The sequence below is a fragment of the Pseudomonas sp. JL2 genome, from assembly GCF_031570495.1.
Taxonomy (GTDB): domain Bacteria; phylum Pseudomonadota; class Gammaproteobacteria; order Pseudomonadales; family Pseudomonadaceae; genus Aquipseudomonas; species Aquipseudomonas rhizophila.
Genome location: NZ_JAKUDH010000001.1, coordinates 681,080 through 701,146, shown reverse-complemented (window position 1 = coordinate 701,146; position 20,067 = coordinate 681,080). Strand labels below are relative to the sequence as shown.

20 protein-coding genes are annotated in these 20,067 nt (G+C 58.9%); 11 read left to right on the top strand and 9 right to left on the bottom strand.

What is annotated here, in order from left to right; translation table 11 throughout:
• The 3 genes from napA to napE are packed head-to-tail and all read right to left on the bottom strand — an operon-like array spanning position 1 to position 2,966.
• Positions 1-2,505, bottom strand: coding sequence for a nitrate reductase catalytic subunit NapA (gene napA, locus MKS85_RS03185; protein WP_139049864.1), 2,505 nt, complete (start codon positions 2,503-2,505; stop codon positions 1-3).
• Positions 2,502-2,762, bottom strand: a complete 261-nt coding sequence (locus MKS85_RS03180) for a chaperone NapD (RefSeq protein ID WP_160892162.1) — start codon at positions 2,760-2,762, stop codon at positions 2,502-2,504. Before MKS85_RS03180 ends, napA begins: the two co-directional genes overlap by 4 nt.
• Before the next feature lie 36 nt (positions 2,763-2,798).
• Positions 2,799-2,966, bottom strand: coding sequence for a periplasmic nitrate reductase, NapE protein (napE, locus tag MKS85_RS03175; protein WP_047225634.1), 168 nt, complete (start codon positions 2,964-2,966; stop codon positions 2,799-2,801).
• A 255-nt stretch (positions 2,967-3,221) separates the two neighbouring features.
• On the opposite strand from napE, the gene MKS85_RS03170 reads away from it, so the two are divergent.
• Complete coding sequence (locus tag MKS85_RS03170) at positions 3,222-4,544, top strand: APC family permease (RefSeq protein WP_139050065.1); 1,323 nt, start codon at positions 3,222-3,224, stop codon at positions 4,542-4,544.
• A gap of 136 nt (positions 4,545-4,680) precedes the next feature.
• Positions 4,681-5,460, top strand: a complete 780-nt coding sequence (locus MKS85_RS03165; protein ID WP_047225635.1) for an EAL domain-containing protein — start codon at positions 4,681-4,683, stop codon at positions 5,458-5,460.
• Positions 5,461-5,531: 71 nt separating this feature from the next.
• On the opposite strand, the gene MKS85_RS03160 is transcribed toward MKS85_RS03165, so the two are convergent.
• Entirely contained in the window at positions 5,532-6,734 is a 1,203-nt protein-coding gene (locus tag MKS85_RS03160) for an MFS transporter (protein ID WP_107322800.1), read from the bottom strand.
• A 145-nt stretch (positions 6,735-6,879) separates the two neighbouring features.
• On the opposite strand from MKS85_RS03160, the gene MKS85_RS03155 reads away from it, so the two are divergent.
• Positions 6,880-7,824 carry a LysR family transcriptional regulator gene (locus MKS85_RS03155; RefSeq protein ID WP_188250889.1) on the top strand — a complete coding sequence of 315 codons (945 nt, stop codon included), beginning with the start codon at positions 6,880-6,882 and terminating at the stop codon, positions 7,822-7,824.
• On the opposite strand, the gene MKS85_RS03150 is transcribed toward MKS85_RS03155, so the two are convergent.
• Positions 7,821-8,216: a VOC family protein gene (locus MKS85_RS03150; RefSeq protein ID WP_076384292.1), complete on the bottom strand. Its 396-nt coding sequence runs from the start codon at positions 8,214-8,216 to the stop codon at positions 7,821-7,823. The two genes, MKS85_RS03155 and MKS85_RS03150, sit on opposite strands and share 4 nt — an antisense overlap.
• A 67-nt stretch (positions 8,217-8,283) precedes the next feature.
• Complete coding sequence (locus MKS85_RS03145) at positions 8,284-9,276, bottom strand: DMT family transporter (protein WP_076384294.1); 993 nt, start codon at positions 9,274-9,276, stop codon at positions 8,284-8,286.
• Positions 9,277-9,367: 91 nt separating this feature from the next.
• Between MKS85_RS03145 and MKS85_RS03140 the strand changes: the two genes are divergently transcribed.
• Entirely contained in the window at positions 9,368-10,276 is a 909-nt protein-coding gene (locus MKS85_RS03140) for a LysR substrate-binding domain-containing protein (RefSeq protein ID WP_076386626.1), read from the top strand.
• Positions 10,277-10,425: 149 nt separating this feature from the next.
• Complete coding sequence (locus MKS85_RS03135) at positions 10,426-10,905, top strand: DUF488 family protein (protein ID WP_230682590.1); 480 nt, start codon at positions 10,426-10,428, stop codon at positions 10,903-10,905.
• 6 nt (positions 10,906-10,911) lie between these two features.
• On the opposite strand, the gene MKS85_RS03130 is transcribed toward MKS85_RS03135, so the two are convergent.
• The gene (locus MKS85_RS03130; RefSeq protein WP_076384298.1) at positions 10,912-11,859 is read right to left on the bottom strand and encodes a DMT family transporter; all 948 of its coding nucleotides are present in this window, start codon (positions 11,857-11,859) and stop codon (positions 10,912-10,914) included.
• Between the two features lie 74 nt (positions 11,860-11,933).
• Here MKS85_RS03130 and MKS85_RS03125 point away from each other — a divergent pair, with 74 nt between their 5' ends.
• The gene (locus tag MKS85_RS03125) at positions 11,934-12,788 is read left to right on the top strand and encodes a LysR family transcriptional regulator (RefSeq protein WP_047225642.1); all 855 of its coding nucleotides are present in this window, start codon (positions 11,934-11,936) and stop codon (positions 12,786-12,788) included.
• Positions 12,789-12,820: 32 nt separating this feature from the next.
• Here the strand turns inward: MKS85_RS03125 and MKS85_RS03120 are convergent, their stop codons facing one another.
• Positions 12,821-14,536 (bottom strand): amidase, encoded by a 1,716-nt coding sequence (locus tag MKS85_RS03120; protein WP_310662753.1) that lies wholly within the window; start codon positions 14,534-14,536, stop codon positions 12,821-12,823.
• Between the two features lie 266 nt (positions 14,537-14,802).
• Here MKS85_RS03120 and nhaA point away from each other — a divergent pair, with 266 nt between their 5' ends.
• On the top strand, positions 14,803-15,996 hold the full coding sequence (gene nhaA, locus MKS85_RS03115) for a Na+/H+ antiporter NhaA (protein ID WP_047225643.1): 1,194 nt from the start codon (positions 14,803-14,805) through the stop codon (positions 15,994-15,996).
• Between the two features lie 94 nt (positions 15,997-16,090).
• Here the strand turns inward: nhaA and arsB are convergent, their stop codons facing one another.
• A complete protein-coding gene (arsB, locus tag MKS85_RS03110; protein ID WP_310662685.1) occupies positions 16,091-17,176 on the bottom strand; it encodes an ACR3 family arsenite efflux transporter in 1,086 nt (361 codons plus the stop codon).
• 234 nt (positions 17,177-17,410) lie between these two features.
• On the opposite strand from arsB, the gene MKS85_RS03105 reads away from it, so the two are divergent.
• From MKS85_RS03105 to MKS85_RS03090, 4 genes are all read left to right on the top strand, one after another.
• On the top strand, positions 17,411-17,824 hold the full coding sequence (locus tag MKS85_RS03105; RefSeq protein WP_310662684.1) for an arsenate reductase ArsC: 414 nt from the start codon (positions 17,411-17,413) through the stop codon (positions 17,822-17,824).
• Positions 17,825-17,832: 8 nt separating this feature from the next.
• On the top strand, positions 17,833-18,204 hold the full coding sequence (locus tag MKS85_RS03100; protein WP_047225646.1) for a metalloregulator ArsR/SmtB family transcription factor: 372 nt from the start codon (positions 17,833-17,835) through the stop codon (positions 18,202-18,204).
• Between the two features lie 65 nt (positions 18,205-18,269).
• Positions 18,270-18,986 (top strand): arsenical resistance protein ArsH, encoded by a 717-nt coding sequence (gene arsH / locus MKS85_RS03095; RefSeq protein WP_139049875.1) that lies wholly within the window; start codon positions 18,270-18,272, stop codon positions 18,984-18,986.
• Positions 18,987-19,054: 68 nt separating this feature from the next.
• The gene (locus MKS85_RS03090; RefSeq protein WP_076384302.1) at positions 19,055-20,059 is read left to right on the top strand and encodes an ArsJ-associated glyceraldehyde-3-phosphate dehydrogenase; all 1,005 of its coding nucleotides are present in this window, start codon (positions 19,055-19,057) and stop codon (positions 20,057-20,059) included.
• The last annotated feature ends 8 nt before the right edge of the window (positions 20,060-20,067 follow it).

Sequence of the window (20,067 nt, the reverse complement as noted above, 5' to 3'; positions counted from 1 at the left end):
TCAGGCCACGCTGACCAACTCGATGCGTATCGCGCACTTTTTGTAGTCGGTTTGCTTGGAGATCGGGTCGGTGGCATCGAGCGTGACCTTGTTGATCAGCTTGTTGGCGTCGAAAAACGGCACGAATACCAATCCTTGAGGCGGCTTGTTGCGCCCGCGGGTTTCGATGCGCGCACGGATCTCACCGCGTCGGCTGATCAGCTTCACTTCACTGCCGCGCCGTGCTTTCAAGGCCTTGGCATCCTCGGGATGCATGTACACCAGCGCATCCGGCACGGCTTTGTAGAGTTCTTCGACTCGCTGGGTCATGCTGCCCGTGTGCCAGTGTTCAAGAACGCGCCCGGTGCTCAGCCAGAACGGGTAGTCCGCATCCGGTGCCTCGGCCGGCGGTTCGTAGGGGAGGGCGAAAATGATCGCCTTCTTGTCCGGATAGCCATAGAACTGCACCTCGCTGCCTTTCTCCACATAGGGGTCCAGCCCCTCGCGATAACGCCAGCGGGTTTCCTTGCCATCCACCACCGGCCAGCGCAGGCCCCGTTCACTGTGGTAACGGTCAAATGCGGCAAGGTCATGTCCATGGCCGCGACCGAATTGGGCGTACTCCTCGAACAGCCCCTTCTGCGGGTAAAACCCAAAGGCCTTGGCTTCATCGTTTTTGTAGCCGGCTTCCAACTGCTCGACGGGGAACTGGTCCACCTGGCCATTTTTGAACAGCACCTCGAAGAGGGTCTTGCCCTTGAGCTCAGGTGCCTTGGCGAGCAATTCGGCGGGCCAGGTTTCATCGGTGGTGAAGCGCTTGGAAAATTCCATCAACTGCCACAGGTCCGACCGGGCGTCTCCCGGTGCCGTCACCAACTGATGCCAGAATTGCGTGCGTCGTTCAGCGTTACCGAAGGCGCCTTCCTTCTCCACCCACATGGCGCTGGGCAGAATCAGGTCGGCGGCCTGGGCGGAAACGGTGGGGTAGACGTCGGAGACAATCATGAAATTGTCCGGGTTGCGCCAACCCGGCAGGACTTCCTGCATGATGTTCGGTCCGGCCTGCATGTTGTTGCTGGCCTGGGTCCAGCACACGTTGAGCACACCGTCCTTGAGCATGCGGCTCTGTTCCACCGCGTGGAAGCCGGGCTTTTCCTGGATGGTGCCGGCGGGCAGCTTCCAGATTTTCTCGGCGGTGGCGCGATGCTTGGGATTGGTGACCACCAGGTCGGCCGGTAGTCGGTGGGAAAAAGTCCCCACTTCACGTGCCGTGCCACAGGCCGACGGTTGACCGGTCAACGAGAACGGGCTATTGCCCGGCTCACTGATCTTGCCGGTAAGCAGGTGGATGTTGTAGATCAGGTTGTTGGCCCAGACGCCACGCGTGTGCTGGTTGAACCCCATGGTCCAGAACGACACGACCTTACGCTTGGGGTCGGCATACAACTGCGCCAGGCTTTTCAGTCGCTCAGGTGCAACCCCCGTCTCCCTGGCGGTTCGCTCCAGCGTGTAAGGCTTGACGAAGGCGGCGTACGCCTCGAAGTCAATATCCGTCCAGGTGTTGGCCTTGCCGGCATTCTTCGCGCTGGTTTCCCGTGGGTCGTCAGGACGCAGGCCGTAGCCGATGTCGTCGGCACCCCGGGCAAAGCGAGTGTGCTTGCTGATGAAATCCTGGTTCACCGCGCCGCTTTCAATGATGTGGTTGGCGATGTAGTTAAGAATCAGCAGGTCGGTTTGCGGCTTGAACACCATGGGGATGTCGGCCAACTCGAAACTGCGATGTTCGAAGGTGGACAGCACCGCCACTTTCACATGGGGCTGGCTCAGGCGGCGATCGGTGACCCGGCTCCAGAGCACCGGGTGCATCTCGGCCATGTTCGAGCCCCAGAGCACGAAGGCATCGGTGGCTTCGATGTCGTCATAACAACCCATGGGTTCATCGGCGCCAAAGGTGCGCATGAAACCCATCACCGCCGAGGCCATGCAATGGCGGGCGTTGGGGTCGATGTTGTTGGTGCGAAAGCCGGCCTTCATCAGTTTGTTGGCGGCGTAGCCTTCCCAGACCGTCCACTGTCCGGAGCCGAACATACCGACCGATTCCGGCCCCTTGCTTTTCAGGGCCTGCTTGAACTTCAGCTCCATGATGTCGAAGGCTTGCTCCCAACTGACCGGCTGGAATTCGCCCTGCTTGTCGTATTGACCGTTCTTCATGCGCAACAGCGGCTGGGTCAGGCGATCGACGCCATACATGATCTTTGAAAGAAAATAGCCTTTCACGCAGTTGAGCCCACGATTGACTTCGGCCTTCACGTCGCCATGGGTGGCGACCACCCGGTTATCCCGGGTCGCGACCATCACGCTGCACCCGGTGCCACAGAACCGGCAAGGCGCCTTGTTCCAGTCCAGGGTGACCATGTCCGCTTCGGTCACCAGGTTGCTGGCAGAGGTTACGATCGGCAGGCCCGCAGCGGCGGCTGCAATGGCGGCGGCCTGGGTCTTGACGAATGCACGGCGGGTCATGCTCATTCGATGTCTCCTTCGGGCTCGAGGAGTTCGTGATAGATCAACGCCGCGTTGAGTACGCCGGGCAGGTTGTTGATCTGGTCGATGCATTGCAGGATCTGGTCTTCATGCACGGCTTCAAGCACTACCACCAGTTTTCCGGCGGCACTTTCCTGATGCAGCTCCAGGCCATCGAGCAGGCGCAGGTTGGCCTTGACCGCGTCGAACATCTCCGGTCGGGCAAGTACGACAAGACTGGCGATATGCAGGGTTTCGTCCATGAACGGGCTCCAATAGCCTCAAGAAAAAGCCACCGGTCAGTGGGGTGGGCCAGGAGGGCCATACAGCATCTGGAAAAACCAGACGAGGAAACCGTAGCCGCCGACGATGGCGACCGACAGCAGCGGAAAGAGGAACACGACAAGGAAGAGGAACAGCCGGGTTTCCTTGCGGCGTTCAGGTTTGCGTTCTTCAGCCAACGACATTGGGGCTTCTCCAGCCGAACCTGCGTTGATACTAGATCACGATTGCTGGACTGGCCTGTGTGCCCGATTTTGCTTTCGACCAACGGTCCTACCAAGGGCCAGTAAATGACTCTGACGATTGACCCGGACGGCGCGATGATGGGGAACATTTCTGAACTTTCACTGGGCAAATACTTCCACTACTCAGAGAGTCATACCACTGCCTGGCGCAACGCGAGGTACCTAACACGTGCATGTTTGAAGCAGAGCCAGAATATGAAAGTAACGCCCCCTAAATCCCGGACCTCCTTGCGCCGGGCGGTGACAGGACCGATGCTGTTTCTTTTCATTCTTGGCGATGTACTCGGCGCCGGTGTTTATGCGCTCGCCGGCACGATCGCGGGGGAGGTGGGCGGCGCGATCTGGGTGCCGTTGCTGGTCGCATTATTCTTCGCAATGCTGACGGCCGGTTCGTATGCGGAGCTGGTCACCAAATACCCCCATGCGGGAGCGGCGTCGGTGTATGCCGAGAAGGCATTCAAGTCACCGCTTATTTCGTTTTTGGTCGGGTTCTGCATGCTGGCTGCGGCTGTCACAAGCGCTGCCGGTCTTTCGCTGGCTTTCGCGGGTGATTATCTGGGCGCATTTGTTCAGGTCTCACCGCACGTCGCGGCCCTGGTGTTTCTGGTGGTCATAGCGCTCTTGAATGCCAGGGGAATAAAAGAATCTCTGGGGGCGAATCTAGTGATGACGCTCATAGAGCTGTCAGGCCTGATTCTGGTCGTTGTGGCCGCCGCCTGGTTTTTCCGTTCCGGTGATGCTCACCTGGAAGCCGCGTTGCAATTCAAGCCGGGGGTCAGTCCGATGCTGGCGGTGTTGGGGGCGGCATTGCTGGCCTTCTATTCGTTTGTCGGCTTTGAAACATCCGCCAATCTGGCTGAGGAAATACGTGATGTTCGAAAGGTCTATCCGCGCGCCTTATTTGCGGCATTGTTGACCGCCGGGGTCGTCTACATGGCCGTTGGTGTCGCAGCCTCTTCAGTGCTGCCGATGGAGCAACTGGTAGCAACGTCGGCTCCGTTGCTGGAAGTCGTCCGGGCATCGGGATTGAACATTCCACCTCGCGTGTTTGCCTTTATCGCGCTCATTGCCGTGGCCAACGGAGCGTTGCTGACTCTGATCATGGCCAGTCGACTCGCCTATGGAATGGCGTGTCTGGGGCTGTTGCCGGAGGCCTTGGCGCAGGTACTGCCCAACAGACGTACGCCTTGGGTCGCTATCATCGCCACGACCCTTGTATCTATTGCGTTGACACTGACCGGCACCCTTGCTGCATTGGCCCAGACAGTTGTTCTGCTGTTGCTTTTCGTATTCCTCAGCACAAATCTGGCGGTATTGGTGTTAAGGCGTGACACGGTTGAGGAAGCGCATTTTCGGGTGCCTACCTGGGTGCCCGTTCTGGCTATCGTTTCGTGTTTGATATTGCTCAGTCAGCAAAGCCTGGAAACCTGGCTTCGCGGTGCAGCCTTGATGGTTGTCGGAATATTGCTTTACGCCTGCACGCGTATCGCGATGCCCGTGGCGATAAAGCCTGGCTAGCGGGCTGGAGGAGTCCCGTCGGTAATCATGGACTCAAACGTCCTCCAGAAAGCTCGGACTGTGCCGATTCAAACGGTGTCGACTACAGTTCCTTGCATGTGCAGGGGATGCCCCGTTAAGCAACGGAATATTGATCATGACCCAAGACTCCTCCGATCCAGCCTTCAAATCCCTCGGTTGCGCCGAATGCCGCAACCATGAGGCGCTGGGGTTCGACTTCACAATGGCCTTTCAACCCATCTTCAATGTACGAACGCGCACCGCGTTCGCTTATGAGGCGTTGGTGCGGGGCGTCAATGGCGAATCGGCAGGCTACATTCTTGGACTGGTCAATGACGGTAACCGCTACCGGTTCGACCAGGCGTGTCGCGTGAAGGCGATCGAGGAAGCCGCCCGGCTGGGCATTCTGGACATTGCCGATTGCCTGCTCAGCATCAATTTCCTGCCCAATGCCGTGTACAGGCCCGAGACCTGTATCCGGGCAACCCTGGAAGCCGCACGTAATACAAACTTCCCGCCAAACCGGCTCATGTTCGAAGTAACGGAAGGCGAGAAGGTGGTAGATCCTGAGCACCTCAAGTCGATTTTCGTGGAGTACGAGCGCCAGGGTTTCACCACCGCCATTGACGATTTCGGCTCCGGTTACTCAGGGCTCAATCTGCTGGCCATGTTTCAGCCGCAAGTGCTGAAGATTGATATGGCGTTGACCCGCACGATTGATCAAGACACCGTCAAGCAAGCGATTGTCGAGGGTATCGTCCTGGTCGCCAAACGCCTGGGCATTACCGTCATAGCCGAGGGCATTGAGACGCGAGGGGAAAGCGCCGCGCTTCTGGAGCTGGGTATCGATCTGATGCAGGGATACCTGTTCGCAAGACCTGAGGTCGGTCGCCTCCCGCCTGGCAGTTTTGACTGAGGCGTACGGGCCGTTCAAGGCGTTTTCCAAAGACAGCTTTTTTGTTCGCTGGGTGAGATGGCAGAGGCTTTTCACGATTTTTGTCGGCCGTGGTTGAGCCAGCGGGAAGCGCCCAATATATAAAAGGCTCCTCCCGCGATAATAAAGAGCGCGAGCATGTAGAAAATGCTGTGGGACGGTTGCGTGGCCAGGACCACGCCGCAGAGCAACGGCCCGGCTGCGGCCCCCAGGTTGCCGAGGTTCTGCGCGGCGTAGTACATGCCGCGCAGATGGTTGGGCGCGATGTTGTCGATGAACATGTATTCCGCGGGGAATACGATTATTTCCCCGACAGTGAATATAGCCATGGACATCACCCAGAACATCACCGAGTTGGACAGGGCGAAACCGGCCAGGCCCATGAGGAACATTCCCAGCCCGGCCAGCAGCCAAAGATTCAGATGCCGATGGGATATTTTCTTGCCGATGGAATATTGCAAGCTGATCACCATCAGCGCATTGGTCGTGACGATAGCGCTGATGATTCGGTAGGTGTTCTCCGGCGTGGTGGTCACCACCAGATACTGCGAGAGATAGGCGGTGAACTGGCCGAAGACCACGGCGCTGAGCAGGCCGCCAAGGGTGAAACATACCAGCCGGTAGTCGTGAAGCAGAACCTTGCCCACCGCCAGGAAAGGCACAGGCGCCTGGCCTGCGTCGACGGGGGCGGAATGTCTGTCGCCCCAAACGAAGTAAATGAGAAAGAAGCCGGCACCGAGCCCGGCAGACAATAGAAAGGGCAAGCTGATCCCTAGCTTGGCAATTCCCGCCCCGAGAAACGGTCCGACGGCATAGCCGATGTTGGTCAGCGTATATTTGATCGAGAACACTTCGCTGCGTTCGGCGGCGGGGAGCAAGCTGCCAAATCCCGCCTTGACCGCAATATCGATGACGGCATATGCCAGATTGATCAGCACCAGGCAGATGAAAAAAAGCCAGAGTTCGCGCGTCACGACTGCCCCAAGGAACCCCAGGCTGAACAACCCACTGAACCCCAGAATGAGTCGGTAGCTGGAGAGCCTGTCCACGAGGAAACCGCCATAGAGGCTCAATAGCGATCCAATGATCAGTGTGCTGCCGATGACCACTCCGATATCCGCCACACCCATGGCGAAGTTTTCGGACAGATAGATAACCAGATAGGGCAGCGTGATCGCTCGGCCCAACGTCAGTATCGAAGATGCGCAAAGCAGCAGGTTGACGGTCGTGGGGTAGTTTCTAAGGGTAGCGAGCATCCTTGCCTCTTTGTTCAATCGATCATTGCCAGGGGCGCAGCGTGGCGCAATACGCTCGCGGCAAGTTTACTGAGGAATCCAGTTCTGATTTATGATGGATTTTCCATTGCAGGTTGAACTCAATTCATCAATAACAGGACGCCTAATGTTTTCCTCCGAGCGATTGAAGGGGATCGATGTCTTTGTCTGCGTCGCCGAATCCGGCAGCTTCAAGGTCGCCGCAGAGCGGATGAGCCTCACGGGCTCGGCCATCAGCAAAAGCGTCGCCCGTCTGGAGAGCCGCCTTGGGGCTCGATTGTTCGATCGCACCACCCGGCGGGTATCGCTGACGGACGCTGGGACGGCGTTCTATCGCACCTGCACGGGGGTGCTTGCAGACCTTGAAGAGGCCGAGCTGTCTCTGCGTGCTGAAGACGCCGAGCCACAGGGCAGGGTCCGGCTTGACCTTCCGGCAGCCTTTGGTCGTTCGCAAGTGATGCCCATCATCTTGCGGTGTATCCAGGACTATCCGCGTCTGGTGCCGCACATCTCGTTCACGGATCGTTTCATCGACCCTCTCCAGGAAGGCGTGGATATCGTCGTCACCATTGGCGGCTCACAGGTTTGGCCAGACGCGCTGGGGCATCGTTACCTGGGTCGTGAGTGGCATGTCTTCTGTGCTTCACCCATGTACTTGGCCAAGCATGGCATCCCCATGACCGATCGCGATCTGGAACATCACCAGTGCATCGCCTATGGCTGGCCGGACGGCAAGCTCAGTCCGTGGAATTTTGCCGGTGAGCGTCCCGGCGAGACGGTAAGAAAGCAGGTGTCGCCAGCGTTGGTCGTGGGGGACGGTGAAGGGCTGGTTGCTGCGGTATCGGCCGGGTGCGGGATTGCACAGTTACCTTCATGGTTGATCCAGCGGCAGCTTGAGGAGGGCACGTTGATTGAGGTGCTTGCCCATCTGGCAACCGACGGAATGGTGATCAACCTTGCCTGGCAGAAAAGCCGTGAGAAGCTTCCCAAGGTCAGTGCCTTGCTGGAAGCACTTGCGGCCAATTTGTGTCAGCCGGTAGAAGGCAATCCTCGCAAAGCCGTGGACGTCTAACCCAGCGGATCATGGCAGCAGACACACAGCTTGTTGCCGTCGAGGTCTCGAAAATAGGCGCCGTAATAGTCGGGGTGGTAATGGGGCCTCAATCCAGGTGCTCCCTCACACGTTCCTCCCAGGGCCAGCGCCATTGCGTGGCTGCGTGCGACAAGCTCCCGGCTGGGTGCCAGCAGCGCCACCATCTGACCGTTACCGGGCGCGCTTGGGTTGCCGTCAAATGGTTTTCCAATCACGAAGATCGGCCGAGGCGAGCCCTCGCAAACCCAACCGGCCCAGCCTTTAGTGGCGTCGCAGAACTTCAACGTAAGGCCCAGCCCGGCCATTATCTTTGAATGGAAAGCGAACGCGCGGTCGAAATCGCCTATGCCTAGGAAAACGTGAGAGATCATGCTGGCTATCCTTGCGGTCAGGGAATCGAATGAGTCTGGCGCGAAACGATGATCAGTGAAAGATGCATCACCGGGTGCGCCTGGCGATGTTCTCCTCCTGTCGGGCGCGGTCGGTCGATTCGCTGGATGTCAGGATGATACGAACGGCCACAACCACGCCGACAAGAACACCGGCTAGCCCTGAGGTTTCCCAAAGAGTGGGCAGTCGCTGATGAAACATCAGGCCCAGTATCGTCGCGAAGAGTGACTCCAGGGATATCAGTTGCCCGCTAAGCACCATGGGCAGGCGACGGGACGCGGCATTCCACGCCCAGGCCCCGACGACCGATGACATCAGCGCGATAAAGAGCCCCCAGGCATACAACGGCCCAGCCACGGAAACACTGAAGCCCAGACTTGGCAGTTTCAGAAGATCAAGCACCAGTACGGCGGGTAAGGCGATCAAGGTGCCCAGCCCGGCGCCTGCCATCATCAAGCCGGTCCAGGCCCCTGATGCGTTGACGGCAAGTTTTTCCAGGCCCCTTTGATTCAACGCGGCGAATACGAGCCAGAGGATCACTGCGCTGATTGAAAAGAACAGCCCCTTGCGCCAGGCACTGTCGCCAGTTGGGAGGTGATTGAGACTGCCGACGTTCAACAGCAACAGCCCGCCTGTCATCAACGCCAGTGGTATCACGAGCTTGCGCCATTCGAGGGTTCTGCTCGTGGCGTTGCCGAGCACGGCCTGCAGAAGCGGCACCATGCCAATAAGTGCAGGGGTCAGTACCGGCCCTCCGTAAATCACTCCGGCGGCAATGCAAGTGCTATAGCCGAGGTACCCGATAATTCCCAGGCTTGCGCCAAGAAGCTGCTGTTCGCGGCTCAGGCGTCGAAGTCGAGCTCGATAGAACACCATGACGCCCATACCCAGCGTCCCGGCGATCAGAAACCGAACGATCATCAAGTCGTAGATCGAATAGGCACCGGTGACGTAGGGCGCTACGAAATTCAAGGCCCAACTCAGAGTGGCGACGACGGCGAGGGCCACGCCTGCGGTGGTGTTTGAGTCATTCCTGAGCATCGGTCTATCCATGAGATATTCAGCTCATGTTGCGTAGCGTCAGGGCTATGCTACAAACGAGTTCTCGGCCACGGATGCATTACCGGTGATTATGAATACGCTTGGAAAGTCTTTACCGCCGCTCGCCAGTTTATTGCCTTTTGAAGCGGCGGCGCGGCTGGAGAGTTTTTCGAAGGCCGCCGAGGAGCTGCACATTACCCAAGCGGCGATCAGTCGGCAGATACGGGGACTTGAAGAGAATCTTGGGCTAAAGCTCTTCAGTCGGCGCAACCGCGCAGTGTTTCTCACCCAAGAAGGACGCGAGCTAGGGCGTGTGGTGAGCAGCGCCTTGCGCAGTATCAGCGATGTCGCCGAGACCCTTCGCCAGGCGCCTGGCAAGAACCGTGTCGTTCTGCTGTGCCAATTGTGCGAGGCGTTCTACTGGCTGATGCCGCGCCTTTCGTCATTCCACCAGCAATACCCGGAGATCGAAATCCAGGTGGCCACTTCAACCCGGCCGCTGACTGAATTCAATGAGCATTTTGACGTGGCCTTGCAAAGCACCGGGCGCCCCAGTGGTGCGCATGTTCTGGTCTTTACCGCTAGCGATGAGGTGTTTCCGGTGTGCAGTCCGCAATACCTCAATGTCCAAGCGCCCATGCAGGTCAGTGAGCTTGCTCGCCACACGCTTTTGCACTATCGCACTACGCCGCCTCACTGGATGCAGTGGGAGGGTTGGCTAAAAGCGTTTGGACAGATACCGGCTGTTGATCTTCAAGGCACTGTATTTGACAGCTACCCCTTGATGCTTCAGGCGGCGGTGGAGGGGCACGGAATTGCACTGGGATGGCGCCGCACCGCCGCAAGGCTGATTGAGCGTGGGGCTTTGGTGAGGCCTTGCGCGCAAAGTGTTCCCTTGCCTGAAGCGATATCGGTTTTCAGAAATTCGCACGCAGCAGATCGCGCTGAAGTGAGCGCACTGATCGAGTGGCTTGAGGGGGAGTTGGCAAGTGAGGGCTGACGGCTGTCACCCTGGCGGATTTGCGTGAATCCACTAGAACCTGGCTTGCTTGCACAGGTCATCTGAAAGAAATCAGGTGTGGATTAGTATTTATGCAAAGTGTCTGTGTTTACACAGTGGGTCATTCGACCCGAACCCTCGAACAGTTCGTGGAGATCGTCAGCGGTTTTGGTGTCGATACCATTGTCGATATCAGGACCGTCCCGCGATCACGGACAAATCCTCAATACAATCTGGATACGCTTGCACACCGACTGGCCGAATTCGATATCGGGCATCAACAGATTCCGGAGCTTGGCGGATTACGAAAAAAATCAAAGACCGTTGCCGATGAGGTCAACGCATTCTGGGTCAATCGAAGTTTCCATAACTACGCGGACTACGCCCTTTCGCAAGAATTTGAGGTCGGTCTGAATCGCCTCCTCGCGCTCAGCAAGACTCACCACTGCGCCATCATGTGTGCGGAGGCTGTTTGGTGGCGTTGCCATCGCAGGATCGTCGCCGACTATCTGTTGCTTCGCGGTGTAGAAGTCATCCATATCATGGACAAAGATAAAGCCAATACAGCGGTGTTGAGTCCGGCTGCGAAGGTTCACGGGCTGAAATTGACTTATCCCGCTGGAGAGTGAACAGGGCTACTGAGCTGTGTCGGCCACTGGCTGCCGAGCTTCGGTGCGCACCACCATCCAGATGCCGATCCCGGACACCGCCATGCCCGACACCATTTGCCAGGAAAGAGGTTCGTTGAACATCGCCCAGGCCCACAGCATCGTAACGGGGGGGCTGAGGTACAGGACGCTGGCGACCCGGGTGGCTGACGCGCGGCGCAGGCACAGCCAGTAGAGCCCATATCCGCCAATCGTAGACAAGCCCGCGGTCCACAGGACACTCAAGATAAAACCTGTGCTGGGTATCGGTGCGAGGCTGCCCTGTAAGCCCTCGACCAAAGCGAAGGCAAAGCCCGAAACACAGCATTGCAGCCATAGGTTGGGGAGTAGGCCCAAGGACTGCGATGGCGGGAGGTGCTTTTGCCACAATGTCGCGACGGCGAGTGAAAGCATGCCAAGCAGCGGCAGCGCATAAGCCCATAAGGGCGCATCGCCCCAGGCCAGCGCGCCATGTGTCACCAGCGCGGCCCCGATCAGGCCGATGACCAGGCCGGCCCAAACCGGCCAGGCCAGTCGCTGTCCCAGGACGCCCGCGGCCAATAAAGCCAGGCCCATGGGCAGAAGGTCGGCGAACAGGGCAGCGAGCCCGGCCGGTACGCCCAAGGCAATGCCTTGGGTAATACCCGCCAGATACCCCGCCATGGCCAGCAAACCGATGCCGGCGTTTTTCAGCAGCACGGCAGCCGAGGTTCGCCTCAAGTTCCTGGCGACAAACGGGAACAGAACGAGCGTGACCAGCACGCAGCGCCAGAACACGACCAGTAACGGCGGCGCGTAATCAAGCGAGAAGCGCGCGCCGATGAAGCCTGAACTCCAGCTCAACACCAGCGCCGCCTCGAGTAAGAACAGAGGTATCGCCTGGTGCCATTGAGGTTTGGAGAGAGCAGGGCATGAGATCGATCGGTATGCATTCATGCCCACAGGCTACGAAAGCAGGCTAATCTAATAAATCAAAATATAGTGCAGCAGTCATTCACAAAGGTTGAATTATGCCGGCCATACTCGATATCGAACTGATACGGACTTTTCATGCGGTGGCGCGCATCGGCAAATTCAGTGCGGCGGCGGAGCAACTGCACAAAAGCCCGGCAGCGGTGAGCGTGCACATCCAGCGGCTGGAAGCGGTCGCCGGTGGACGATTGCTCAACCGTGACAATCAGGCGGTTTCCCTGACCGCACTGGGCAAGCGTTTGCTCCTGTCTACCACCGAGTTGCTCAGTACCCACGACCGGGTCTTGGCCGATCTGCATGGCACCCGTCTGGCGGGGCGTATCACCTTGGGCGTGCCGGATGAATATGCGGACCATGTCATCCGCGACATCCTTCCGACATTCGCAGCCGCCTGGCCGAACGTGGTACTGGAGCTCAGGACGGCGCCAAGCTACGCGCTACGTGATCAGGTTCAACGTGAAAAACTCCAGGCTGCGATGATTGCCCGGCCGAAGGAGCTGCCGGACACAGAGTCGCTGCGGTTAACCTCCACGACACCTGTTTGGGTCGGCCCGATCAATAGCGTGATTGCCTCGACGCAGCCGCTGCCACTGGCCGTGCATGCGGCGCAGTGCCCTTATCGACAAGCCATGGTGGAAGCGCTGAAGCAATGCGCTCGCAAGTCTCGCATTGTCCTGGAAAGCCCCTCCACCCAGGCCGTCAAGGCGTGTGTGGAGGCCGGCTTGGCGATCAGTCTGATAGACCGGGCCCGGGTGACGGACAAGATGCAGATCCTCGATGATCTGCCCCGGGTGCCGGAGCACGAGGTGGTGTTCATTCGAGCGCAGGCGTCCCATGCCGATGAGGCGGTGAACCTGCTCTCCCGAGCCATGCAGCAATATTTTCGGCTTTGATGAAAGGGGCGGGGCAATCCCGCCCACCAGGTTTATTTTTTACTGCCCGACAACGGCGGCGTACGCGGTGGGACCACCCGTTTGGAGCCCAGCGACTCAAACGCCGAAGCCAGGCGCAACAGGGTCGAATCGTCATAGGCACGTCCGGCAAACGTCAGCCCTACAGGCATGCCAATGTCCGCCATCACGCCCATCGGCACAGTAACGGTGGGCACGCCCAGGTGCCGGATGGCCAGGTTGCCATTGGCGACCCAGACCCCGTTGCTCCAGGCGATATCGGCGGACGCCGGGTTGATATCTGCATCTGCGGGGCCAACGTCGGCGACTGTCGGGAATATCACCGCATCGAGCCCAAGCCGGTCCATCCAGTCTTCAAGATCGATTCGACGTGTCTGTTCAAGGCCCCGCAGTCCGTCCGCCAGGGTGGGGATCTGGTCCCACGGCGTAATGCCGCGCTCGGCCATCCTGACGTATTCATCCATGCCAGCGGCCAGGTCGTCCTCACGGTTGGGCAGGGTGCCCGGGTCATGGGGGAATATCAGTGGTCCGTCAACATCGGCCAGGCGATTGAGTTTCGGATCACCGTTGGCCCGCAGAAAGTCATCGAACGCCCAGGCCGACAGGTCCCACAACTCATGGTGCAGGAACTCCTTGGACACCAGGCCCCGAGTGAATACGGTCGGCGCGCCCGGACGATCACCTTCGCAGTTGGACACCAGCGGGAAATCGACCTCAATCACTTGCGCGCCACAGGCTTGGAGCGCCTTGCGGGCGTCTTCCCACAGGGCCATGACCGAGGCACGGGTGTTGATTCGCTGCCCCGTCGGCCCGCCAATGCCGGGAGCCTCAGCCGTGCCCGCTTCGGGATCGGCGTTGATGTACATGCGCGGAACTCCGAAGCGGACCCCAGCGAGTGCTTCCTTATGGGCGGCAAGGCCCGGGTATGAGGCGGGGCGAACCGAGTCGACAGGCGGGAGGGGCACCCAGGGTTGCATGCGCCACAGATCGCCCCGGGTATCAGGATCGTCCGCCACCACGACGTCGAGCACTTCGAGAAGATCCGCCATCGTCCTGGCATAGGGCACGACGACGTCCATTGTTGGCGTCAACGGCCAGTTGCCGCGTACCGAAATCACCCCGCGCGAAGGTGTATAGGCACACAATCCGTTGTTCGAGGCCGGGCCCCGGCCGCTCGACCAGGTTTCTTCGGCAAGGCCGAATGCAGCGAAACTGGCTGCCGTTGCAGTGCCTGCACCGTTCGAGGAGCCCGATGCGAAAGGGGCGGTGAGGTAGTCCGCGTTATAGGGGCTTTCAGCCCGGCCATAGACACCGCGCTGCATGCCGCCATTGGCCATGGGCGGCATGTTGGTCTTGCCCAGGCAGATCGCCCCGGCGGCGCGAAGCCGTTCGATGGTGAACGCATCGCGATAAGCGATCAGGTTCGCGAACGCCGGACTGCCAGAAGCCGCCGTGAGCCCCTTCACCAGATAACTGTCCTTGGCGGTATAGGGAATGCCATCGAGCGGACCGAGGGTTTGTCCCTTGGCCCGACGGGCATCGGACGCGTGTGCTTCTTCCAGGGCATCGGGGTTTCGCACGACCACAGCGTTGAGGGCGGTGGACGTGTCGGCGCCGTCATAGGCATCGATCCTGGCAAGGTAGGCCTGGACGAGTTCGACCGCGGTCGTCTGACCGGACTGGAGCGCTGCGCGCAGTTGTGCGATGGAGACTTCGGTAATTTCGATCATGCTGTTACCGTTGCGGCTGACTGTGGGTGTGACGCGCGGGGCCATTCAAACTGGGTCTTGGGCACTTCAGACATCTCAAAGTGGGTTCTCATGTTGGTTGCATGCACTTTACTACGGGATAACCGCCAGAGGGCCTAATTAGAAAACCGCCCACACTCGGGCAGTACCTTTTGTATAGAATACGGCCCAAGGGTGTCACCGCAAAACGCGGCAGGGCAGGTTTAATCAAGCGCAGGTCGGGCCGCCAGCGCGGAGTCGCTGTGCCTATGAGCCCGGAACCGTTGCGCCTGAATAATAAAAGTGAGTCACCTTCCGCCATGGCTTTCCTCTCCCGTTTTTTCGCCGCTGAATCCGCTGGCGGCCTGATCCTGATGGCTTCCGCCCTGGCCGCGCTGATAGTAGCCAATTCGCCCTGGTCAGAAGTGTACTTCTCCACGCTGCACATCAAAGCCCTGGGGCTTTCGGTGGGGCACTGGATCAATGATGGCCTGATGGCTCTGTTCTTTTTACTGGTCGGCCTTGAGATCAAGCGTGAAATGCTTGAAGGCCAGTTGTCGAGTTGGGGCCAACGAGCCCTTCCGGGATTTGCGGCGCTGGGCGGTATGCTGCTGCCGGGCTTGATCTACGTGGCGATCAACTGGGGTAATGCACAGACTTTGAGCGGCTGGGCGATTCCCACCGCAACTGACATCGCGTTTGCTTTGGGGGTGTTGTCGCTGCTGGGCAAGCGTGTGCCCATTTCCTTGAAAATCTTTCTCTCCGCGCTGGCGATTCTGGATGACCTTGGGGCCGTCCTCATCATCGCGATCTTCTACACCAGCGATTTGTCGACGAACATGCTGCTGGCGTCCCTGGGCGTTACGGCACTGCTGGTGGTACTCAACCGTTGCGGCGTCAAGCGGCTGTTTCCCTATGTGATAGCCGGCGCACTGCTCTGGTACTTCATGCTGCAATCGGGCATCCATGCGACCTTGGCCGGGGTCATTCTTGCCCTGTGTATCCCCCTTGGAGACTCCAACGAAGGCGGGTGGTCGCCACTGCTCTACCTCGAAGAAAAGATGCATCCGTGGGTGGCTTTTGCGGTCGTGCCCATCTTCGGCTTCGCCAATGCCGGCGTGTCCCTGGCCGGTATTTCGCCGAATAATCTGCTTGATCCGGTACCGATGGGCGTGGCGATGGGGCTGTTGCTGGGCAAACAGCTTGGGGTGTTCGGGTTGGCGGCGCTGGCCATTCGTTTCGGCTTGGCCAAACTGCCTGAGGGGGCCAGATGGTCGCAGATGTACGGCGTGGCGCTGTTGTGCGGGATCGGATTCACCATGAGCCTGTTCATCGGTGCTCTGGCATTTCCCAACGCGCCGCATCTGGTCGATGAGGTCAAAGTCGGTGTGCTGCTGGGCTCGACCCTGTCGGCCATCATCGGCGTCATGTTGCTGATGAAAGTAGGTCCCAAGAAAAACTGATGTGAGACGCGGCAGGGGCATTATCCATGCCGCGTTATCCAGTTCATCTCGCCTGGGTTAACCACAGTATTTCTCGTTCGCAGCGATGCTGTGGTCATGGCGAGGCGGTTGGCGTCATTTCTACGCTTTCTTTCGGGAACCAGGCCTGGGTCCGGTTGGCAAAAGCCACCAGCGACAGCATCACCGGCACTTCCACCAGCACCCCGACCACGGTGACCAGGGCCGCCCCGGAGTTAAGGCCGAACAAACCAATTGCCACCGCCACCGCCAGCTCGAAGAAATTCGAGGTGCCGATCAGGGCGCAGGGTGCCGCCACGTTAAAGGGTACTTTCCATAGCCGCGCCGCCGCGTAAGCAATGGCAAAAATGCCGTAGGACTGGATCAGCAAGGGCACGGCAATCAAAGCAATCAGCAGTGGTTTATCCAGAATGATCTGCCCCTGAAACCCGAAAAGCAGCACCACGGTGCCCAGCAGGCCGAGTATCGACAGGGGTTTGACCCGAGCGTTGAAGCGCGTGACCGCATACTCGGCCTCGCCGGCGTTTTGCGCCGAGGCACTGAGCTTCAGCCGGGTGAGTACCCCGGCAATCAGCGGGATCAACACATACAGCCCGACCGAAAGGATCAGGGTTGCCCAAGGCACCTCAATGTCAGTCACACCGAGCAACAGCGCCACCAGCGGCGCGAAGACGAAGATCATGATCACGTCATTCAGCGCCACCTGCGCCAGGGTGTAGGTGGCGTCGCCGCGTGTCAGCTGCGACCAGACGAACACCATGGCTGTACACGGCGCGGCACCGAGCAGGATCAGACCGGCGATGTACTGGCCGGCATCGCGAGGATCGATCAGGTCGATAAAGAAATAATGAAAGAACAACACCCCCAGCCCGGCCATGGTGAACGGTTTGATCAACCAGTTGACCACCAGGGTGATGATCAGCCCCTTGGGCCGTTCGTGAATGCGCTTGAGGCTGGAGAAGTCCACCGACACCATCATCGGATAGACCATCAGCCAGATCAGTACCGCGACAATGAAATTGACCGAACCGTATTCATAATCGGCCATGGTATGGAACAGCCGTGGGAACAGACTGCCCAGACCAATGCCGGCGGCGATACAGAGGGCGACCCACACTGACAGGTAGCGCTCGAAAAAGCCGATGGGCTGGCGGGTGCTCATACTCAAACCTCTTCTTTGTACGTCTGCGCGCACAGGTTCCGGATGCAGAGCGTATATGGAAAAAAACATATATTTCTGAACTGAGTGCGATCCTGTTCAGAGAATACCCCCAAGAGGATTCTATCTCGTTCTGATTGTAGACGTTGCGTGGCAGGGAAAATAAACGGCGGGGGCTTTACCTTATATTCGGATAATCATATATTCGGTTTTCCGTATATTGGATGAGGCTTCATCATGACTGGCAAAGCCCGCGTTCTCTTCGTCTGCACCGCCAACGCTGCTCGTTCCCAGTTAGCCCAAGCGCTGCTCAGGCACACGGATTCGGAACATTTCGAGGCGTTCAGCGCCGGCACGGTTCCGACCGCGGTCGACCCGCGCACCTTCGAGGTCTTGTCGCACCTTGGAATCAGTACTGACGGGTTACGCAGCAAGTCGATTGATGAGTTTCAGAGAGAGCGTTTCGATTACGTGATTACCCTGTGCGATAAAGCAACTGCGCAGTGCCAGTCGCTCCCCGATGCTGGCGAGGCCTTGACCTGGAGCTTTGAAGATCCGGTCACCAGCACCAAGCCCGACGCGTTCCGTCACACGCTTCACGAAATTCATGAGCGCATCAAGATGTTTGTCTTGGTGAAAACCAAACACTGAGAACTGAAATGGCTGACCATCTGACCCCGACCACTGTCTTCAAATGCCTGGCCGACGACAATCGGGTGCGCATGATGCTGCTGATCACCCGAGAGGGGGAGTTGTGCGTCTGCGAGCTGACCTGTGCGTTGAACGAGAGTCAGCCCAAAGTCTCCAGGCACTTAGCGCAGTTGCGCACCTGCGGTTTGCTCTCGGACCGTCGGCAAGGTCAATGGGTTTACTACCGACTGCACCCCAATCTTCCTGACTGGGTGCTGCAGGTACTGACCGTGGTACTCGAAACCAACAAGCACTGGTTAAGCCCCGATGCCAAGCGTCTGGAAGCAATGGGGGACCGTCCTGAACGGGTCGCCATTTGTTGTGAGAGCAAAATTGCCTGACGAGCCCCGGTAGACGATGCCGCTGGTTCGATGATTCCCAAAGCGCCGTCGCGCAGGAAAAGACTATGTTTGATGACTCTATTCCCCAACTCGAAACCGAACTGGCCGATCTTCCGTCGACAGACAAACTCGGTATCGAAACGACATCCAGCCACAAGCCACGCATTTTGCTGCTGTACGGATCGACGCGCGAGCGTTCCTTCAGTCGCCTGTTGGTAGAGGAGGCCGCTCGGCTGTTGGAACATTTCGGCGCCGAGGCGCGGATTTTCAATCCGTCGGGTCTTCCGTTGCCGGATGACGCACCGGTCGATCACCCCCGGGTCCAGGAACTGCGCAAGCTGATGCAGTGGTCCGAAGGCCAGGTCTGGTGCTCGCCGGAACGCCACGGGTCCATGAGCGCGGTGTTCAAGGCGCAGATTGATTGGGTGCCGCTGGCCATGGGCGCGGTACGCCCGACCCAGGGCAAAACCCTCGCTGTCATGCAGGTATGCGGTGGCTCGCAGTCGTTCAACGTGGTCAATCAACTGCGGGTGCTGGGGCGCTGGATGCGCATGTTCACCATCCCCAACCAATCCTCCGTGCCGAAGGCCTATATGGAGTTTGACGACAGCGGCCGGATGAAGCCTTCGCCGTTCTATGACCGCGTGGTGGATGTGATGGAGGAATTGGTGAAGTTCACGCTGCTGCTTCGCGACCGCCAGGATTACCTGGTCGACCGCTATTCCGAGCGCAAGGAGTCGGCGCAAGAATTGATGAATCGAGTCAATCAGCGCTCCATTTGAGTCAAGCCCAACGCCTGGTTCGACCGGCAGTCGAACTCCATAGACACCAGCCACAGGAGCACAACAACATGACGATCAAAGTGGGTATCAACGGTTTTGGGCGTATTGGTCGCCTGGCATTGCGGGCCGCCTGGCATTGGCCGGAGTTCGACTTTGTGCAGATCAACGACCCGGCGGGTGACGCCGCGACCCATGCGCATCTGTTGAACTTCGATTCGGTGCATGGTCGCTGGAATGCAGAGGCTGGCTCCGAGGGCGACAACATCGTCATCGATGGCAAGCGGATCAAGGTCACAGCCAATAAAGCGATTGCCGACACCGATTGGTCGGGCTGCGATCTGGTGATCGAAGCCAGCGGAAAAATGAAGACGGTTGCCGTGCTTCAGGGCTATCTCGACCAGGGTGTGAAGCGCGTGGTGGTCAGCGCCCCGGTGAAGGAAAAAGGTGCATTGAACGTCGTCATGGGCGTCAATCATCAGCTGTTCAAACCCGACGACCATGCCATCGTCACCGCCGCTTCATGCACCACCAACTGCCTGGCGCCGGTGGTGAAAGTCATCCACGAGAAGCTCGGCATACGCCACGGTTCGATCACCACCATTCATGACCTGACCAACACCCAGAGCATCCTCGATCAACCCCACAAGGACCTGCGCCGTGCGCGGGCTTCGGGCATGAGTCTGATTCCCACCAGCACCGGCTCGGCCACCGCCATCGCGGAAATCTTCCCGGAGCTGCGCGGGCGCCTCAATGGTCACGCCGTGCGCGTGCCACTGGCCAACGCTTCGCTGACCGATTGTGTCTTCGAGGTCGAGCGAGCCACCACCGTCGAAGAAGTGAATCAGTTCCTCAAGGACGCTTCCGAGAACGAACTCAAGGACATTCTCGGTTTTGAGGAGCGCCCATTGGTGTCCATCGACTACCGAACCGACCCGCGCTCGTCGATCATTGATGCGCTGTCGACCATGGTCATCAATGGCACCCAGGTCAAACTCTACGCCTGGTACGACAATGAGTGGGGCTATGCCAACCGCACCGTGGAACTGGCCCGGATGGTCGGTCGGACAGTCTGAGGAACGGT

Coding starts and splice junctions, on each gene's coding strand:
- MKS85_RS03150 (WP_076384292.1), bottom strand. CDS start 8,216: ATGATCTCTCACGTTTTCCTAGGCATAGGCGATTTCGACCGCGCGTTC.
- MKS85_RS03160 (WP_107322800.1), bottom strand. CDS start 6,734: ATGCTCGCTACCCTTAGAAACTACCCCACGACCGTCAACCTGCTGCTT.
- MKS85_RS03090 (WP_076384302.1), top strand. CDS start 19,055: ATGACGATCAAAGTGGGTATCAACGGTTTTGGGCGTATTGGTCGCCTG.
- MKS85_RS03105 (WP_310662684.1), top strand. CDS start 17,411: ATGACTGGCAAAGCCCGCGTTCTCTTCGTCTGCACCGCCAACGCTGCT.
- MKS85_RS03145 (WP_076384294.1), bottom strand. CDS start 9,276: ATGCTCAGGAATGACTCAAACACCACCGCAGGCGTGGCCCTCGCCGTC.
- MKS85_RS03140 (WP_076386626.1), top strand. CDS start 9,368: ATGAATACGCTTGGAAAGTCTTTACCGCCGCTCGCCAGTTTATTGCCT.
- MKS85_RS03170 (WP_139050065.1), top strand. CDS start 3,222: ATGAAAGTAACGCCCCCTAAATCCCGGACCTCCTTGCGCCGGGCGGTG.
- napA (WP_139049864.1), bottom strand. CDS start 2,505: ATGAGCATGACCCGCCGTGCATTCGTCAAGACCCAGGCCGCCGCCATT.
- MKS85_RS03165 (WP_047225635.1), top strand. CDS start 4,681: ATGACCCAAGACTCCTCCGATCCAGCCTTCAAATCCCTCGGTTGCGCC.
- MKS85_RS03155 (WP_188250889.1), top strand. CDS start 6,880: ATGTTTTCCTCCGAGCGATTGAAGGGGATCGATGTCTTTGTCTGCGTC.
- arsB (WP_310662685.1), bottom strand. CDS start 17,176: ATGAGCACCCGCCAGCCCATCGGCTTTTTCGAGCGCTACCTGTCAGTG.
- MKS85_RS03125 (WP_047225642.1), top strand. CDS start 11,934: ATGCCGGCCATACTCGATATCGAACTGATACGGACTTTTCATGCGGTG.
- napE (WP_047225634.1), bottom strand. CDS start 2,966: ATGTCGTTGGCTGAAGAACGCAAACCTGAACGCCGCAAGGAAACCCGG.
- MKS85_RS03130 (WP_076384298.1), bottom strand. CDS start 11,859: ATGAATGCATACCGATCGATCTCATGCCCTGCTCTCTCCAAACCTCAA.
- MKS85_RS03100 (WP_047225646.1), top strand. CDS start 17,833: ATGGCTGACCATCTGACCCCGACCACTGTCTTCAAATGCCTGGCCGAC.
- arsH (WP_139049875.1), top strand. CDS start 18,270: ATGTTTGATGACTCTATTCCCCAACTCGAAACCGAACTGGCCGATCTT.
- MKS85_RS03120 (WP_310662753.1), bottom strand. CDS start 14,536: ATGATCGAAATTACCGAAGTCTCCATCGCACAACTGCGCGCAGCGCTC.
- MKS85_RS03180 (WP_160892162.1), bottom strand. CDS start 2,762: ATGGACGAAACCCTGCATATCGCCAGTCTTGTCGTACTTGCCCGACCG.
- nhaA (WP_047225643.1), top strand. CDS start 14,803: ATGAGCCCGGAACCGTTGCGCCTGAATAATAAAAGTGAGTCACCTTCC.